The organism is Pseudomonas sp. B21-036 (assembly GCF_024748925.1).
Lineage (GTDB): Bacteria > Pseudomonadota > Gammaproteobacteria > Pseudomonadales > Pseudomonadaceae > Aquipseudomonas > Aquipseudomonas palmensis.
Window position 1 is genome coordinate 3,513,734 of the sequence record NZ_CP087178.1, and the last position, 17,510, is coordinate 3,531,243.

14 protein-coding genes are annotated in these 17,510 nt (G+C 63.0%); all 14 read left to right on the forward strand.

What is annotated here, in order from left to right; translation table 11 throughout:
• Positions 1-489: 489 nt before the first annotated feature.
• The 14 genes from aceA (at position 490) to nuoN (ending at position 17,383) form a co-directional block, all read left to right on the forward strand.
• Positions 490-1,815 (forward strand): isocitrate lyase, encoded by a 1,326-nt coding sequence (gene aceA, locus LOY33_RS15810; RefSeq protein ID WP_043860864.1) that lies wholly within the window; start codon positions 490-492, stop codon positions 1,813-1,815.
• 627 nt (positions 1,816-2,442) lie between these two features.
• Complete coding sequence (locus LOY33_RS15815; protein ID WP_010220397.1) at positions 2,443-2,856, forward strand: NADH-quinone oxidoreductase subunit A; 414 nt, start codon at positions 2,443-2,445, stop codon at positions 2,854-2,856.
• 10 nt (positions 2,857-2,866) lie between these two features.
• A complete protein-coding gene (locus LOY33_RS15820; RefSeq protein ID WP_043860865.1) occupies positions 2,867-3,544 on the forward strand; it encodes an NADH-quinone oxidoreductase subunit B in 678 nt (225 codons plus the stop codon).
• A gap of 77 nt (positions 3,545-3,621) precedes the next feature.
• Positions 3,622-5,403 carry an NADH-quinone oxidoreductase subunit C/D gene (nuoC, locus tag LOY33_RS15825; RefSeq protein ID WP_258659369.1) on the forward strand — a complete coding sequence of 594 codons (1,782 nt, stop codon included), beginning with the start codon at positions 3,622-3,624 and terminating at the stop codon, positions 5,401-5,403.
• A gap of 2 nt (positions 5,404-5,405) precedes the next feature.
• On the forward strand, positions 5,406-5,903 hold the full coding sequence (gene nuoE, locus LOY33_RS15830) for an NADH-quinone oxidoreductase subunit NuoE (protein ID WP_043860867.1): 498 nt from the start codon (positions 5,406-5,408) through the stop codon (positions 5,901-5,903).
• A complete protein-coding gene (nuoF, locus tag LOY33_RS15835) occupies positions 5,900-7,255 on the forward strand; it encodes an NADH-quinone oxidoreductase subunit NuoF (RefSeq protein ID WP_043860868.1) in 1,356 nt (451 codons plus the stop codon). Before nuoE ends, nuoF begins: the two co-directional genes overlap by 4 nt.
• A 128-nt stretch (positions 7,256-7,383) precedes the next feature.
• Positions 7,384-10,098, forward strand: coding sequence for an NADH-quinone oxidoreductase subunit NuoG (gene nuoG / locus LOY33_RS15840; RefSeq protein ID WP_043860869.1), 2,715 nt, complete (start codon positions 7,384-7,386; stop codon positions 10,096-10,098).
• Entirely contained in the window at positions 10,095-11,102 is a 1,008-nt protein-coding gene (gene nuoH, locus LOY33_RS15845; RefSeq protein WP_054915105.1) for an NADH-quinone oxidoreductase subunit NuoH, read from the forward strand. Before nuoG ends, nuoH begins: the two co-directional genes overlap by 4 nt.
• Positions 11,103-11,113: 11 nt before the next feature.
• A complete protein-coding gene (gene nuoI / locus LOY33_RS15850; RefSeq protein ID WP_009400993.1) occupies positions 11,114-11,662 on the forward strand; it encodes an NADH-quinone oxidoreductase subunit NuoI in 549 nt (182 codons plus the stop codon).
• 9 nt (positions 11,663-11,671) lie between these two features.
• Complete coding sequence (nuoJ, locus tag LOY33_RS15855) at positions 11,672-12,172, forward strand: NADH-quinone oxidoreductase subunit J (RefSeq protein ID WP_043860871.1); 501 nt, start codon at positions 11,672-11,674, stop codon at positions 12,170-12,172.
• A 3-nt stretch (positions 12,173-12,175) separates the two neighbouring features.
• Entirely contained in the window at positions 12,176-12,484 is a 309-nt protein-coding gene (gene nuoK, locus LOY33_RS15860) for an NADH-quinone oxidoreductase subunit NuoK (RefSeq protein ID WP_010220409.1), read from the forward strand.
• On the forward strand, positions 12,481-14,334 hold the full coding sequence (nuoL, locus tag LOY33_RS15865; RefSeq protein ID WP_043860872.1) for an NADH-quinone oxidoreductase subunit L: 1,854 nt from the start codon (positions 12,481-12,483) through the stop codon (positions 14,332-14,334). The genes nuoK and nuoL overlap by 4 nt, the downstream gene beginning before the upstream one ends.
• A gap of 39 nt (positions 14,335-14,373) precedes the next feature.
• Positions 14,374-15,906 carry an NADH-quinone oxidoreductase subunit M gene (nuoM, locus tag LOY33_RS15870; protein WP_043860873.1) on the forward strand — a complete coding sequence of 511 codons (1,533 nt, stop codon included), beginning with the start codon at positions 14,374-14,376 and terminating at the stop codon, positions 15,904-15,906.
• 7 nt (positions 15,907-15,913) lie between these two features.
• A complete protein-coding gene (gene nuoN, locus LOY33_RS15875; RefSeq protein WP_043860874.1) occupies positions 15,914-17,383 on the forward strand; it encodes an NADH-quinone oxidoreductase subunit NuoN in 1,470 nt (489 codons plus the stop codon).
• Positions 17,384-17,510 lie beyond the last annotated feature (127 nt).

Below are 17,510 nucleotides of genomic sequence, written 5' to 3' on the forward strand. Positions count from 1 at the left end.
CGAAACTGACTGACGAGTCGTATTAGACCAAAGATGTAGTGGATGAAAAAAAGCACTACAAAACATTTGACGCCCCCGAATCGCAGAGGCATGATGGCCCCGCTCCCGCTAATCAGAGGCCCTGGCAAGGGCCTTCGAGTTGCGCTCTGACCTACCCGACCTGAGCCGATTCGTGTCTGTACAGCCCACAAGGCGGTTTGACGAGATTGCGACTGGAACGAAGTTGTCCCGAGGGACGGAAGCGCATCAAACGGTAGACGGCACACCCTGATCGACGCAGCACGGCAACCACGAGCCAACCTGCCCGGCAGCCACGCCAAGGACCTGCTCACTTCCCCCTTCGAGCCCCATCGTTCAACGTCGCCATTTCGCCCACACCACTGGCTGCCAGTGCTTCTGACCAGCGAGCAATCGGAGCTGCCCCTGTACGCACAGCGCAGCCGACAGAGCGAACATTTTTTACCGACCTATGCGACGAGGTTTACTTTCATGGCACTGACACGCGAACAGCAAATTGCAGCCCTCGAAAAAGATTGGGCCGAGAACCCACGCTGGAAAGGCGTGACCCGTACCTACTCTGCCGCTGATGTCGTTCGTCTGCGTGGCTCGGTTCAACCTGAGCACACCCTGGCCCGCATGGGTGCCGAGAAGCTGTGGAACCTGGTAACCAAAGGCGCCCACCCTTCGTTCCGCCCTGAAAAAGATTTCGTCAACTGCATGGGCGCCCTGACCGGCGGCCAGGCTGTTCAACAGGTCAAGGCCGGTATCCAGGCTATCTACCTGTCCGGCTGGCAAGTGGCTGCCGACAACAACTCGGCCGAGTCCATGTACCCCGACCAGTCGCTGTACCCGGTGGACTCCGTGCCAACCGTGGTCAAGCGCATCAACAACTCGTTCCGTCGCGCCGACCAGATCCAGTGGAAAGCCGGCAAGAACCCGGGCGACGACGGCTACATCGACTACTTCGCACCGATCGTGGCTGACGCTGAAGCCGGTTTCGGCGGCGTACTCAACGCCTACGAGCTGATGAAGAACATGATCGAGGCAGGCGCCGCCGGCGTTCACTTCGAAGACCAGCTGGCCTCGGTTAAAAAATGCGGCCACATGGGCGGCAAGGTACTGGTTCCGACCCAGGAAGCCGTACAGAAGCTCAGCGCTGCCCGCCTGGCAGCCGACGTTGCCGGTGTACCGACCATCATCCTGGCCCGTACCGACGCCAACGCCGCCGACCTGCTGACCAGCGACTGCGACCCGTACGACCAGCCATTCGTGGTGGGTGAGCGCACCCAGGAAGGTTTCTACAAGGTACGTGCCGGCCTGGACCAGGCGATTGCCCGCGGCCTGGCCTACGCACCGTATGCCGACCTGATCTGGTGCGAAACCGCCAAGCCGGACCTGGACGAAGCACGCCGCTTTGCCGAAGCCATCAAGAAGGAATACCCGGACCAGATCCTGTCCTACAACTGCTCGCCTTCCTTCAACTGGAAGAAGAACCTGGACGACGCGACCATCGCCAAGTTCCAGCGCGAGCTGTCGGCCATGGGCTACAAGCACCAGTTCATCACCCTGGCTGGCATCCACAACATGTGGCACGGCATGTTCAACCTGGCGCACGACTACGCCCGCAACGACATGACTGCCTACGTGAAGCTGCAGGAGCAGGAATTCGCCGACGCGTCCAAAGGCTACACCTTCGTGGCGCACCAGCAGGAAGTGGGCACTGGCTACTTCGACGACATGACCACCGTGATCCAGGGTGGCAAGTCTTCGGTTACCGCCCTGACCGGCTCGACCGAAGAAGAGCAGTTCCACTGATCGGCTGATCGATTGGTGACATTCGGGTAACACGCAAGACCCGGGGCCTGTGATGGGGCTCCGGGTCTTGTGCCATTCATACCCCGCGCAGGCGCCAGCCTTGCCGGCGAAAAGGCCAGCCGCCCGGCACAAGGCTTCCTTATTACCCCCGATTGGCTATGCTAGTGCACACCGGCGTCAGCGGACGGCCGTGGCAGCGCAGATACCGACGCGCCACCCCCGCGCACAACCCTGAGCCAGAGCCCAGCGCCAGCACGCAGACACTGCCCGAAACAGGGGCGCACAAACTTGCCGGCCACACCCTTGAACAACAACTTTTAGTTGACGCAGGAGGTAGGAATAACAGGAGCGCTTCAAATGATATTAATTATCATTTCGAAACTTGCATTTCGTTACGCCATACAAGAAACATAATTAACAAAAGCACGCGCAATCCACGGAATACGTGGCCTGCAGCGAGTTACGAAAGATTTTTGTTCTTAATGCTACGAATAAATTTGCTGCAGAAATTTTACTTGCTACGGGTTTACCCATAAAATCAGCGCGATAGATTTCGCTGCGACATATCGTCACTGCTCTACTTCTTTTCAAGCTCAGAGACCAAGCGCTCTGTTAAGGATTTTCAGCATGCCCGATTCGACAGGACTCATCGCCCACAACTGGGGCTTTGCCATCTTCCTTTTGGGTGTCGTCGGCCTGTGTGCCTTCATGCTCGGCCTGTCCGCCCTGCTGGGCAGCAAGGCCTGGGGCCGCAGCAAGAACGAACCGTTCGAGTCCGGCATGCTGCCAACAGGCGGTGCCCGCCTGCGTCTTTCCGCCAAATTCTATCTGGTCGCGATGCTGTTCGTGATCTTCGATATCGAAGCCCTCTTTCTCTTTGCATGGTCTGTGTCCGTCCGCGAAAGCGGCTGGACCGGATTCGTCGAAGCACTCGTTTTCATAGCAATTCTGTTGGCAGGTCTTGTCTACCTATGGCGCGTCGGGGCCCTCGATTGGGCTCCCGAAGGTCGTCGCAAGCGGCAAGCGAAGCTGAAACAATGAGGCTTTGGCAATGCAATACAATCTCACCAGGATCGACCCCGATGCGCCCAACGAGCAGTATCCAATCGGTGAACGGGAAACCGTCTCCGATTCGCTGCTAGAGGACCAGGTCCACAAGAACATCTTCATGGGCAAGCTCGAAGATGTACTCAGTGGAGCCGTCAACTGGGGGCGCAAGAATTCCCTGTGGCCGTACAACTTCGGCCTCTCCTGCTGCTACGTGGAAATGACCACGGCCTTCACGGCGCCCCACGACATCGCCCGCTTCGGCGCCGAGGTCATCCGGGCATCGCCGCGTCAGGCCGACTTCATGGTCATCGCCGGCACCTGCTTCATCAAGATGGCGCCGATCATCCAGCGCCTGTACGAGCAGATGCTCGAACCCAAGTGGGTCATCTCCATGGGTTCGTGCGCCAACTCCGGTGGCATGTACGACATCTACTCGGTCGTTCAGGGGGTCGACAAGTTCCTCCCCGTGGATGTCTACGTGCCTGGCTGCCCGCCTCGCCCCGAAGCGTTCCTGCAAGGCCTGATGCTGCTGCAGGAATCGATCGGCAAGGAGCGGCGCCCTCTTTCGTGGGTCGTCGGCGATCAAGGCGTGTACCGCGCCGAGATGCCGTCGCAGAAAGAGCAGCGTCGTGAACAGCGTATCCAGGTTACCCACCTGCGCAGCCCCGACGAAGTCTGATCCAGCGACCTGCCGCCTGTTCATTCGAGCAGGCGGCCTGGCTTCATTCTCTACGTTGACCGAAAGCGATCGAGACCATGACAGCGGACACCGCTATTTACATCCCGCCTTACAAGGCTGACGACCAGGATGTGGTCGTCGAATTGAACAATCGTTTTGGCCCCGAGGCGTTCACCGCCCAGGACACCCGCACCGGCATGCCGGTGCTTTGGGTTGCCCGCGCCAAGCTGATCGAAGTGCTGACCTTCCTGCGCAACGTGGCCAAGCCGTACAGCATGCTGTACGACCTGCACGGCGTGGACGAGCGCCTGCGCACCCAGCGTCGCGGCCTGCCGGGCGCCGACTTCACCGTGTTCTACCACCTGCTGTCCGTCGAGCGTAACAGCGACGTGATGATCAAGGTGGCACTGAACGAAGGTGACCTGAACCTGCCCACCGTCACCGGTATCTGGCCCAACGCCAACTGGTACGAGCGCGAAGTCTGGGACATGTTCGGCATCGACTTTGCCGGCCACCCGCACCTGACCCGCATCATGATGCCGCCCACCTGGGAAGGCCATCCGCTGCGCAAGGACTTCCCGGCGCGCGCCACCGAGTTCGACCCCTACAGCCTGAACCTGGCCAAGCAGCAGCTCGAGGAAGAAGCCGCACGCTTCAACCCCGAAGCCTGGGGCATGAAACGTTCCGGTGCCAACGAGGACTACATGTTCCTCAACCTTGGCCCCAACCACCCTTCGGCTCACGGTGCGTTCCGTATCGTGCTGCAGCTGGACGGTGAAGAGATCGTCGACTGCGTCCCGGACATCGGCTACCACCACCGTGGTGCCGAGAAGATGGCCGAGCGCCAGTCCTGGCACAGCTTCATCCCCTACACCGACCGCATCGACTACCTGGGCGGGGTGATGAACAACCTGCCCTACGTGCTCGCGGTCGAGAAGCTGGCCGGCATCAAGGTGCCGCAGAAGGTCGACACCATCCGCATCATGATGGCCGAGTTCTTCCGCATCACCAGCCACCTGCTGTTCCTGGGTACCTACATCCAGGACGTCGGCGCCATGACCCCGGTGTTCTTCACCTTCACCGACCGTCAGCGCGCCTACACCGTGATCGAAGCCATCACCGGTTTCCGTCTGCACCCGGCCTGGTACCGTATCGGTGGCGTGGCCCACGACCTGCCGCGCGGCTGGGAAAAACTGGTCAAGGACTTCGTCGACTGGCTGCCCAAGCGCCTCGACGAGTACACCAAGGCCGCCCTGCAGAACAGCATCCTCAAGGGCCGTACCATCGGCGTGGCTGCCTACAACACCAAGGAAGCCCTGGAATGGGGCGTCACCGGTGCCGGCCTGCGTTCGACCGGTTGCGACTTCGACCTGCGCAAGGCACGCCCGTACTCGGGCTACGAGAACTTCGAGTTCGAAGTGCCGCTGGCCAACAATGGCGATGCCTATGACCGCTGCATGGTGCGCGTGGAAGAAATGCGCCAGAGCATCAAGATCATCGACCAGTGCATGCGCAACATGCCGGAAGGCCCGTACAAGGCGGATCACCCGCTGACCACGCCGCCGCCAAAAGAGCGCACCCTGCAGCACATCGAGACCCTGATCACGCACTTCCTGCAGGTTTCGTGGGGCCCGGTCATGCCGGCCAACGAGTCCTTCCAGATGATCGAAGCGACCAAGGGCATCAACAGTTACTACCTGACGAGCGACGGCGGCACCATGAGCTACCGCACCCGGATCCGCACTCCGAGCTACCCGCACCTGCAGCAGATCCCTTCGGTGATCCGCGGCAGCATGGTCGCGGACCTGATTGCGTACCTGGGCAGTATCGACTTCGTTATGGCTGACGTGGACCGCTAAGCATGAATAACACGCTTATCCAAACCGACCGTTTCGCCCTGAGCGAAACCGAGCGCTCGGCCATCGAGCACGAGATGCACCACTACGAGGACCCGCGCGCGGCGTCCATCGAAGCCCTGAAGATCGTTCAGAAGGAACGCGGCTGGGTGCCGGACGGCGCCGTGTACGCCATCGGCGAAGTGCTGGGCATCCCTGCCAGCGACGTCGAAGGCGTGGCCACCTTCTACAGCCAGATCTTCCGCCAGCCGGTCGGCCGCCACATCATCCGTGTGTGCGACAGCATGGTCTGCTACATCGGCGGCCACGAGTCGGTGGTCAGCCAGATCCAGAGCGAGCTGGGCATCGGCCTGGGCCAGACCACCGCAGACGGGCGCTTCACCCTGCTGCCGGTGTGCTGCCTGGGCAACTGCGACAAGGCCCCGGCCCTGATGATCGACGACGACACCTTTGGCGACGTGCAACCTGCCGGCGTTTCCAAACTGCTGGAGGGTTACGTATGACCATCACTTCCTTCGGCCCGGCCAACCGCATCGCGCGCGCCGCCGAAACCCATCCGCTGACCTGGCGCCTGCGCGACGACGGCGAGCCACTGTGGCTCGACGAGTACCAGGCCAAGGACGGCTACACCGCTGCCCGCAAGGCACTGGCGCAGATGTCGCAGGACGACATCGTGCAGACCGTCAAGGACTCCGGCCTCAAGGGCCGTGGCGGTGCGGGCTTCCCGACGGGCGTCAAATGGGGCCTGATGCCCAAAGACGAATCCATGAACATCCGCTACCTGTTGTGCAACGCGGACGAAATGGAGCCCAACACCTGGAAGGACCGCATGCTGATGGAGCAACAGCCCCATCTGCTGATCGAAGGCATGCTGATCAGTGCCCGCGCGCTCAAGGCCTACCGCGGCTACATCTTCCTGCGTGGCGAATACACCACCGCCGCGCGCAACCTCACCCGTGCGGTCGAGGAAGCCAAGGCTGCCGGCCTGCTGGGCAAGAACATCCTGGGCAGCGGTTTCGATTTCGAGCTGTTCGTGCACACCGGCGCCGGGCGTTACATCTGCGGTGAAGAAACCGCACTGATCAACTCCCTCGAAGGCCGCCGCGCCAACCCGCGCTCCAAGCCGCCCTTCCCTGCCGCCGTGGGCGTGTGGGGCAAGCCGACCTGCGTGAACAACGTCGAGACCCTGTGCAACGTGCCGGCCATCGTCGGCAACGGCATCGACTGGTACAAGTCTCTGGCCCGCGAAGGCAGCGAAGACCACGGCACCAAGCTGATGGGCTTCTCCGGCAAGGTGAAGAACCCTGGCCTGTGGGAACTGCCCTTCGGCGTCACCGCCCGCGAGCTGTTCGAAGACTACGCCGGCGGCATGCGCGACGGCTTCAAGCTCAAGTGCTGGCAGCCAGGCGGCGCCGGTACCGGCTTTTTGCTGCCCGAGCACCTCGACGCCCAGATGTACGCCGGCGGCATCGCCAAGGTCGGTACCCGGATGGGTACGGGCCTGGCCATGGCCGTTGACGACAGCGTCAACATGGTCTCGCTGCTGCGCAACATGGAAGAGTTCTTTGCCCGCGAATCGTGCGGCTTCTGCACCCCGTGCCGCGACGGCCTGCCGTGGAGCGTCAAGCTGCTGCGCGCCATCGAGAAAGGCCAGGGTCAGCCAGGCGACATCGAGACGCTGCTGGGGCTGGTCGGTTTCCTCGGCCCAGGCAAGACCTTCTGCGCTCACGCACCCGGTGCGGTCGAGCCGCTGGGCAGTGCCATCAAATACTTCCGCCCCGAGTTCGAAGCCGGCATCGCAGCCACTGCTGCACCGCGCCCGGACTTGGCCAAACCCGTTGTGGTTGGCGCATAACGAACAAGAAGACGGGCGGTCCGTGCCGCCCGTTGCCCGCGATGCTCGCCCGGATGACGGCGAACCGCAGGCATACAGCTTTCCATTAGCCACGCCCGCAGACGCGGGCCAACGAAGAACTTTGAACCATGGCCACTATCCACGTAGACGGCAAAGAGCTCGAAGTCAACGGTGCAGACAACCTGTTACAGGCGTGTCTGTCGCTAGGCCTCGACATCCCCTATTTCTGCTGGCACCCGGCGCTCGGTAGCGTCGGTGCCTGCCGCCAGTGTGCGGTCAAGCAGTACACCGACGAGAACGACACCCGTGGTCGCATCGTCATGTCCTGCATGACCCCTGCCACCGATGGCAGCTGGATTTCCATCGAAGACGAAGAAGCCCGCGTGTTCCGCGCCAGCGTCGTCGAATGGCTGATGACCAACCACCCGCACGACTGCCCGGTGTGCGAGGAAGGCGGTCACTGCCACCTGCAAGACATGACGGTGATGACCGGCCACAACGAGCGCCGCTACCGTTTCACCAAGCGTACCCACCAGAACCAGGAGCTCGGCCCGTTCATCTCCCACGAGATGAACCGCTGCATCGCCTGCTACCGCTGCGTGCGCTACTACAAGGACTACGCCGGCGGTACCGACCTGGGCGTGTTCGGTGCGCACGACAACGTGTATTTCGGCCGCGTCGAGGACGGTGCCCTGGAGAGCGAGTTCTCCGGCAACCTGACCGAGGTCTGCCCGACCGGTGTGTTCACCGACAAGACCCACTCCGAGCGCTACAACCGCAAGTGGGACATGCAGTTCGCCCCGAGCATCTGCCATGGCTGCTCCAGCGGCTGCAACATCAGCCCGGGCGAGCGCTACGGTGAACTGCGCCGCATCGAGAACCGTTTCAACGGCTCGGTGAACCAGTACTTCCTGTGCGACCGTGGCCGCTTCGGCTACGGCTACGTCAACCGTACCGACCGCCCACGCCAGCCATTGCTCCAGGACGGCCAGAAACTGGGCCTGGACGCCGCGCTGGACAAGGCCGCCGACATGCTGCGCGGGCGCAACATCGTGGGTATCGGTTCGCCCCGTGCAAGCCTGGAGAGCAACTACGGCCTGCGCGAGCTGGTGGGTGCCGAACACTTCTATGCAGGCATGGAAGCCGGTGAGCTGGAGCGCGTGCGCCTGGCTTTGCAGGTGCTCAACGACAGCCCGCTGCCGGTGCCGACCCTGCGCGACATGGAAGACCATGACGCGGTGTTCGTGCTTGGCGAAGACCTGACCCAGACCGCTGCCCGCGTGGCCCTGGCCCTGCGCCAGTCGGTCAAGGGCAAGGCCGAGGCGATGGCCGATGCCATGCGCGTTCAGCCGTGGCTCGATGCCGCGGTGAAGAACATCGGCCAGCACGCCATGTACCCGCTGTTCATTGCCAGCCTGAGCGAGACCAAGCTCGACGACGTGGCGCAAGAGTGCGTGCACGCCGCGCCGGACGACCTGGCCCGCATCGGTTTCGCCGTGGCCCACGCCATCGACCCGAGCGCCCCAGCCGTCGAAGGCCTGGACGCCGAAGCCCTGGACCTGGCCAAGCGCATCGCCGACGCCCTGGTCGCGGCCAACCGCCCACTGGTGGTTGCCGGTACTTCGCTGGCCTCCAGGGCTCTGATCGAAGCTGCCGCCAACATCGCCAAGGCACTCAAGCTGCGCGAGAAGAACGGCTCGCTGAGCCTGGTGGTGCCCGAGGCCAACAGCCTGGGCCTGGCCATGCTCGGTGGCGAGTCGATCGATGCGGCGCTGGACGCCGTGATCGCCGGCAAGGCCGATGCCATCGTGGTACTGGAAAACGACCTGTACAGCCGCGTACCGGCTGCCAAGGTCGACGCTGCCCTGGCCGCGGCCAAGGTGGTGATCGTTGCCGACCACCAGAAAACCCCGACCACCGACCGCGCGCACCTGGTGCTGCCGGCCGCCACCTTCGCCGAGGGCGACGGTACCCTGGTCAGCCAGGAAGGCCGCGCCCAGCGCTTCTTCCAGGTGTTCGACCCGCAGTACCTGGACAGCAGCATCCTGGTGCACGAAGGCTGGCGCTGGATGCACGCACTGCGTGCCACCCTGCTCAACAAGCCGGTCGACTGGACCCAGCTGGACCACGTGACCCACGCCGTGGCTGGCGTGGTGCCGCAACTGGCCGGCATCGTCAACGCCGCCCCATCGGCCGCGTTCCGCATCAAGGGCATGAAACTGGCCCGCGAGCCGCTGCGCTACTCGGGCCGTACCGCCATGCGCGCCAACATCAGCGTGCACGAGCCACGTACCCCGCAAGACCCGGACACCGCGTTCGCCTTCTCCATGGAAGGCTACTCGGGCTCCGCCGAACCGCGCCAGCAGGTGCCGTTCGCCTGGTCGCCGGGCTGGAACTCGCCGCAGGCCTGGAACAAGTTCCAGGACGAGGTCGGTGGTCACCTGCGTGCAGGCGACCCGGGCACCCGCCTGATCGAGACCCAGGGCGACAGGCTGAACTGGTTCGCCAGCGTTCCGGCGGCGTTCTCGCCGGCCCGTGGCACCTGGCAGGCCGTGCCGTTCTACCACCTGTTCGGCAGTGAAGAGAACTCTTCGCGCGCCGCCCCGGTGCAGGAGCGCATCCCGCAGGCCTACGTGGCACTGGCCAAGTCCGAAGCCGACCGCCTGGGCGTCAACGACGGCGCACTGCTGAGCCTGAACGTGGCCGGCCAGACCCTGCGTCTGCCGCTGCGCATCAATGAGGAACTGGGCGCAGGCCTGGTTGCATTGCCCAAAGGCCTGGCCGGCATCCCGCCTGCCATCTTCGGTGCATCCGTCGAAGGCTTGCAGGAGGCAGCACAATGACCTGGTTCACCCCTGAAGTGATCGATGTGATCCTCACTGTCATCAAGGCCATCGTGGTGTTGCTGGCGGTGGTGGTCTGCGGTGCGCTGCTCAGCTTCGTCGAGCGTCGCCTGCTGGGCTGGTGGCAGGACCGTTACGGTCCTAACCGCGTCGGCCCGTTCGGCATGTTCCAGATTGCCGCCGACATGCTGAAGATGTTCTTCAAGGAAGACTGGAACCCGCCCTTCGTCGACAAGGTGATCTTCACCCTGGCGCCGGTGGTGGCCATGAGCGCCTTGCTGATCGCCTTCGCGATCATCCCGATCACCCCGACCTGGGGTGTCGCGGACCTGAACATCGGCCTGCTGTTCTTCTTCGCCATGGCCGGCCTGTCGGTGTACGCCGTCCTGTTCGCCGGCTGGTCGTCGAACAACAAGTACGCCCTGCTCGGCAGCCTGCGGGCCTCGGCCCAGACCGTGTCGTACGAAGTGTTCATGGGCCTGGCGCTGATGGGCATCGTGGCCCAGGTCGGCTCGTTCAACATGCGCGACATCGTCGAATACCAGGCGCAGAACCTGTGGTTCATCATTCCGCAGTTCTTCGGCTTCTGTACCTTCTTCATCGCTGGCGTGGCCGTGACTCACCGTCACCCCTTCGACCAGCCGGAAGCGGAACAGGAACTGGCCGACGGCTACCACATCGAATATGCCGGCATGAAGTGGGGCATGTTCTTCGTGGGCGAGTACATCGGCATCATCCTGATCTCGGCGCTGCTGGTAACCCTGTTCTTCGGTGGCTGGCACGGGCCGTTCGGCATCCTGCCGCAACTGTCGTTCGTGTGGTTCGCCCTGAAGACCGCGTTCTTCATCATGCTGTTCATCCTGCTGCGCGCCTCGATCCCGCGCCCGCGCTATGACCAGGTGATGGACTTCAGCTGGAAGTTCTGCCTGCCGCTGACCCTGATCAATTTGCTGGTGACCGCTGCGCTCGTGTTGCTCAACACGCCAGCTGTTGCGGCCCAGTGAGGATTTGACCCATGTTCAAGTATATTGGCGACATCGTTAAGGGCACTGGCACCCAGCTGCGCAGCCTGGTGATGGTGTTCTCCCACGGGTTCCGCAAACGCGACACCCTGCAATACCCCGAAGAGCCGGTCTACCTGCCGCCGCGCTACCGCGGCCGCATCGTGCTGACCCGCGACCCCGACGGCGAGGAGCGCTGCGTGGCCTGCAACCTGTGCGCCGTGGCCTGCCCGGTGGGTTGCATCTCGCTGCAGAAGGCCGAGACCGAAGACGGTCGCTGGTACCCCGAGTTCTTCCGCATCAACTTCTCGCGCTGCATTTTCTGCGGCCTCTGCGAGGAAGCCTGCCCGACCACCGCGATCCAGCTCACCCCGGATTTCGAAATGGCCGAGTTCAAACGTCAGGACCTGGTGTACGAGAAAGAAGATCTGCTGATCTCCGGCCCCGGCAAGAACCCTGATTACAACTTCTACCGTGTTGCAGGTATGGCCGTTGCCGGCAAGCCGAAGGGCGCCGCGCAGAACGAAGCCGAGCCGATCAACGTGAAGAGCTTGCTCCCTTAAGGAAGAAAGATGGAATTCGCTTTCTATTTCGCATCCGGTGTCGCCGTGGTGTCCACCCTGCGGGTGATCACCAACACCAACCCGGTGCATGCCCTGCTCTACCTGATCATTTCGCTGATCTCCGTGGCGATGACCTTCTTCGCCCTCGGCGCGCCGTTTGCCGGCGTGCTCGAAGTGATCGCCTACGCTGGCGCCATCATGGTGCTGTTCGTGTTCGTGGTGATGATGCTCAACCTGGGGCCGGCCTCGGTCGCCCAGGAGCGCGGCTGGCTCAAGCCCGGCATCTGGGGCGGGCCGGTGTTCCTCGCCGTCCTGCTGCTGGCCGAACTGCTGTACGTGCTGTTCGTGCAGCCGAGCGGCGCCGCCATCGGTCATACCACCGTTGACGCCAAGGCCGTGGGCATCAGCCTGTTCGGCCCTTACCTGCTGGTGGTGGAACTGGCCTCGATGCTGCTGCTGGCTGCAGCAGTGACGGCGTTCCACCTCGGCCGCAACGAGGCGAAGGAGTAAATCATGTCAGCAATTCCTCTCGAACACGGCCTGGCCGTCGCCGGCATCCTGTTCTGCCTCGGCCTGGTCGGGCTGATGGTGCGCCGCAACATTCTGTTCGTACTGATGAGCCTGGAAATCATGATGAACGCCTCGGCACTGGCATTCATCGTGGCGGGCAGCCGCTGGGCGCAACCGGACGGGCAGATCATGTTCATCCTGGTGATCAGCCTGGCCGCCGCCGAGGCCAGTATCGGCCTGGCGATCCTGCTGCAGCTGTATCGCCGCTTCCACACTCTCGATATCGATGCTGCCAGTGAGATGCGCGGATGAACCTACTCTTTCTGACCTTCGTCTTCCCCCTGATCGGCTTTGTGCTGCTGTCGTTCTCGCGCGGGCGGTTCTCGGAGAACCTGTCGGCGCTGATCGGTGTCGGTTCGATCGGCCTCTCGGCCATCGTGGCCGCCTACGTGATCTGGCAGTTCAACGTCGCCCCGCCTGAAGGCGGCGCGTACAGCCAGCTGCTGTGGCAGTGGATGCAGGTGGGCGACTTCAAGCCCAACTTCACCCTGTACCTGGACGGCCTGTCGGTGACCATGCTCGGCGTGGTGGTCGGCGTGGGCTTCCTGATCCACCTGTTCGCCTCGTGGTACATGCGTGGTGAAGCCGGCTACTCGCGCTTCTTCGCCTACACCAACCTGTTCATTGCCAGCATGCTGTTCCTGATCCTGGGCGACGACCTGCTGTTCATCTACTTCGGTTGGGAAGGCGTGGGCCTGTGCTCGTACCTGTTGATCGGTTTCTACTACAGCAACCGCAACAACGGCAACGCAGCGCTCAAGGCCTTCATCGTCACCCGTATCGGCGACGTGTTCATGGCCATCGGCCTGTTCATCCTGTTCCAGCAACTGGGCACCCTGAACATCCAGCAACTGCTGGTGCTGGCGCCGCAGAAGTTCCAGGCCGGTGATTTCTGGATCGTGCTGGCAACCCTGATGCTGCTGGGCGGCGCCGTGGGCAAATCGGCCCAGCTGCCGCTGCAGACCTGGCTTGCAGACGCGATGGCCGGCCCTACCCCGGTATCGGCACTGATCCACGCCGCCACCATGGTGACCGCCGGTGTCTACCTGATCGCGCGTACCCACGGCCTGTTCGCCCTGGCACCCGACGTGCTGCACCTGGTGGGTGTGGTCGGCGGCGTGACCCTGGTGCTGGCCGGCTTTGCCGCGCTGGTACAGACCGACATCAAGCGTATCCTGGCCTACTCGACCATGAGCCAGATCGGCTACATGTTCCTGGCCCTGGGCGTGGGCGCCTTCGACGGCGCGATCTTCCACCTGATGACCCACGCCTTCTTCAAGGCCCTGCTGTTCCTTGCCTCCGGTGCGGTGATCGTTGCCTGCCACCACGAGCAGAACATCTTCAAGATGGGCGGCCTGTGGAAGAAACTGCCACTGGCCTACGCCAGCTTCATCGTCGGTGGTGCCGCCCTGGCTGCCCTGCCGCTGCTGACCGCCGGCTTCTACTCCAAGGACGAGATCCTCTGGGAAGCCTTCGCCAGCGGCAACAGCGGCTTGCTGTACGCCGGCCTGGTGGGTGCGTTCATGACCTCGCTGTACACCTTCCGCCTGATCTTCATCGCCTTCCACGGCGAAGCCAAGACCGAAGCCCACGCTGGCCACGGCATCTCGCACTGGCTGCCGCTGGGCGTGCTGATCGTGCTGTCGACCTTCGTCGGCGCCTGGATCCACCCACCGCTGGCCGGCGTGCTGCCGCAGAGCGTCGGGCATGCCGGTGGCGAAGCCAAGCACAGCCTGGAAATCGCCTCGGGTGCCATCGCCATCGCCGGTATCCTGCTGGCCGCCATGCTGTTCCTGGGCAAGCGTCGCCTGGTTACCGCGATCGCCAACAGCGGTATCGGTCGTGTGCTGTCGGCCTGGTGGTTCGCCGCCTGGGGCTTCGACTGGATCTACGACAAGCTGTTCGTCAAACCTTACCTGCTGATCAGCCACATCCTGCGCAAGGATCCGGTTGACCGCAGCATCGGCCTGATTCCGCGTTTGGCCAAGGGCGGTCATGCCGCCATGAGCAAAACCGAAACCGGTCAGCTGCGCTGGTACACCGCCTCGATCGCCATTGGTGCCGTGCTTGTGCTCGGTGCCGTTGTTGTGGCTGCGGTCTGATATGAACCTTGCGACTTTGCGAAAGGAATTGAGCCCGTCATGATTTTGCCTTGGCTGATCCTGATCCCCTTTATCGGCGGCCTGCTGTGCTGGCTGGGTGAGCGCTTCGGCGCCACCCTGCCGCGCTACATCGCGCTGCTGACCATGTCCCTGCTGCTTGGTATCGGCCTCTGGCTGTGGGCCAACGGCGACTACACCCTGGCGCCTGCGCCGGGTGCCGCGCCACAGTGGGCCTACGAGTTCAAAGTGCTGTGGATCGAGCGCTTCGGCATCAGCCTGCACCTGGCCCTGGACGGCCTGTCGCTGCTGATGATCCTGCTCACCGGCCTGCTCGGTGTGCTCTCGGTACTGTGTTCCTGGAAAGAGATCCAGCGCCACGTCGGCTTCTTCCACCTCAACCTGATGTGGATCCTGGGCGGCGTGGTCGGTGTGTTCCTGGCCCTGGACCTGTTCCTGTTCTTCTTCTTCTGGGAAATGATGCTGGTGCCGATGTATTTCCTCATCGCGCTCTGGGGTCACAGCTCCTCGGACGGCAAGAAGACCCGGATCTACGCAGCCACCAAGTTCTTCATCTTCACCCAGGCCAGCGGCCTGATCATGCTGGTGGCGATCCTGGGCCTGGTGCTGGTCAACTACGGCAACACCGGTGTGATCACCTTCGACTACACCCAGTTGCTCAAGGCCGACCTGCCGGCGGGTACCGAATACCTGCTGATGCTGGGCTTCTTCATCGCCTTCGCGGTCAAGCTGCCGGTGGTACCGTTCCACTCCTGGCTGCCTGATGCCCACGCCCAGGCGCCGACTGCCGGTTCCGTCGACCTGGCCGGTATCCTGCTGAAGACCGCGGCCTACGGCCTGCTGCGTTTTGCCCTGCCGCTGTTCCCGAATGCCTCGGCCGAGTTCGCGCCGATCGCCATGACCCTGGGTCTGATCGGGATCTTCTACGGTGCATTCCTGGCCTTCGCGCAAACCGACATCAAGCGCCTGATCGCGTTCTCCAGCGTCTCGCACATGGGCTTCGTGCTGATCGGCATCTACTCCGGCAGCCAGCAGGCCCTGCAGGGCGCGGTGATCCAGATGCTGGCCCACGGCCTGTCGGCGGCGGCGCTGTTCATCCTCAGCGGCCAGCTGTACGAGCGTCTGCACACCCGTGACATGCGTCAGATGGGTGGCCTGTGGTCGCGCATCGCCTACCTGCCGGCCATCAGCCTGTTCTTCGCCGCGGCCTCGCTGGGCTTGCCGGGTACCGGCAACTTCGTCGGCGAGTTCCTGATCCTGATCGGCAGCTTCGTCAGTGCCCCGTGGGTCACCGCGATTGCCACCTCCGGCCTGGTGTTCGGCTCGGTGTACTCGCTGATCATGATCCACCGCGCCTACTTCGGCCCGGCCAAGTCCGACGAAGTACTGGCCGGCATGGACAACCGCGAACTGATCATGGTGCTGGGCCTGGCGGTACTGCTGATTGTGCTGGGCGTTTACCCGCAGCCGTTCCTGGATACCTCCGCCGCCACCATGAGTGGTGTGCAGCAGTGGCTCGGCTCCGCTTTCACTCAACTCGCTTCGGCCCGGTAAGAGCGCTATGGACCTGACGATTCAACACTTTATTGCGCTTGCGCCACTGCTGATCACCAGTATCACCATCGTCGTGGTGATGCTGGCCATCGCCTGGCGCCGCAATCACTCGCAAACCTTCCTGCTGTCGACCGTGGGGCTGAACCTGGCCCTGCTGTCGATCATCCCGACCCTCAAGGTGGCCCCGCTGGCGGTCACCCCATTGCTGACCGTCGACAGCTTCGCGTGCCTGTACATGGCGTTGATCCTGGTCGCCACCCTGGCCTGCGTGACCCTGGCGCATGCCTACCTGGGTGACGGCGGCAAGGGCTACCCGGGCAACCGCGAAGAGCTCTACCTGCTGATCCTGATGGCGGCCCTGGGCGGCCTGGTGCTGGTCTGCGCGCAACACCTGGCCGGCCTGTTCATCGGCCTGGAGCTGCTCTCGGTACCGGTTTATGGCCTGGTGGCGTATGCGTTCTTCAACAAGCGTTCGCTGGAAGCCGGCATCAAGTACATGGTGCTGTCGGCAGCCGGTTCCGCGTTCCTGCTGTTCGGCATGGCGCTGCTGTATGCCGACGCCGGCAGCCTGAGCTTCGACGGCATCGGCAAGGCCCTGGCCACCACCAGCCTGCCAAGCCTGATTGCCCAGCTGGGCCTGGGCATGATGCTGGTCGGTCTGGCGTTCAAGCTGTCGTTGGTACCGTTCCACCTGTGGACCCCGGACGTATACGAAGGTGCTCCGGCGCCGGTCGCCGCGTTCCTGGCCACCGCGAGCAAGGTGGCTGTATTCGCCGTTGTGGTACGCCTGTTCATGCTCTCCCCTGCTGCCAGCAGCGGCGTGCTGACCACCGTGCTGTCGGTGATTGCAGTGGCCTCGATTCTGGTCGGCAACCTGCTGGCGCTGACCCAGAGCAACCTCAAGCGTCTGCTGGGTTACTCCTCGATCGCCCACTTCGGTTACCTGCTGATTGCGCTGGTGGCGAGCAAGGGCATGGCGGTGGAAGCCATTGGCGTGTACCTGGTGACCTACGTGATCACCAGCCTGGGCGCGTTTGGCGTCATCACCCTGATGTCCTCGCCTTACAAGGGCCGTGATGCCGATGCCCTGTACGAGTACCGCGGCCTGTTCTGGCGTCGTCCGTACCTGACGGCGGTACTGACCGTGATGATGCTGTCGCTGGCGGGTATTCCGCTGACCGCGGGCTTCATCGGCAAGTTCTACATCATTGCTACCGGCGTCGAGTCGCAGCTGTGGTGGCTGGTGGGTGCGTTGGTGATCGGTAGTGCGATCGGGGTGTTCTACTACCTGCGCGTGATGGTCACCCTGTACCTGATCGAGCCGAACCTGCGTCGTCACGATGCGCCGTTGAACTGGGAACAGCGTACCGGTGGTGTGATGCTGCTGGCGATTGCGATTCTGGCGTTCGTGCTGGGTGTTTATCCGCAGCCGTTGCTGGACCTGGTGCAGCATGCAGGTTTGCAGTTGCTTGGTTGAGTGCTGATGCATTGACAGGACACCCCGCTTCGGCGGGGTGTTTTGTTTTTGGCGATTGAACAACCCATCCCCAGCACCGCCGTTGTTCTTGATCTTGATCTTGATCTTGATCTTGATCTTGATTGTC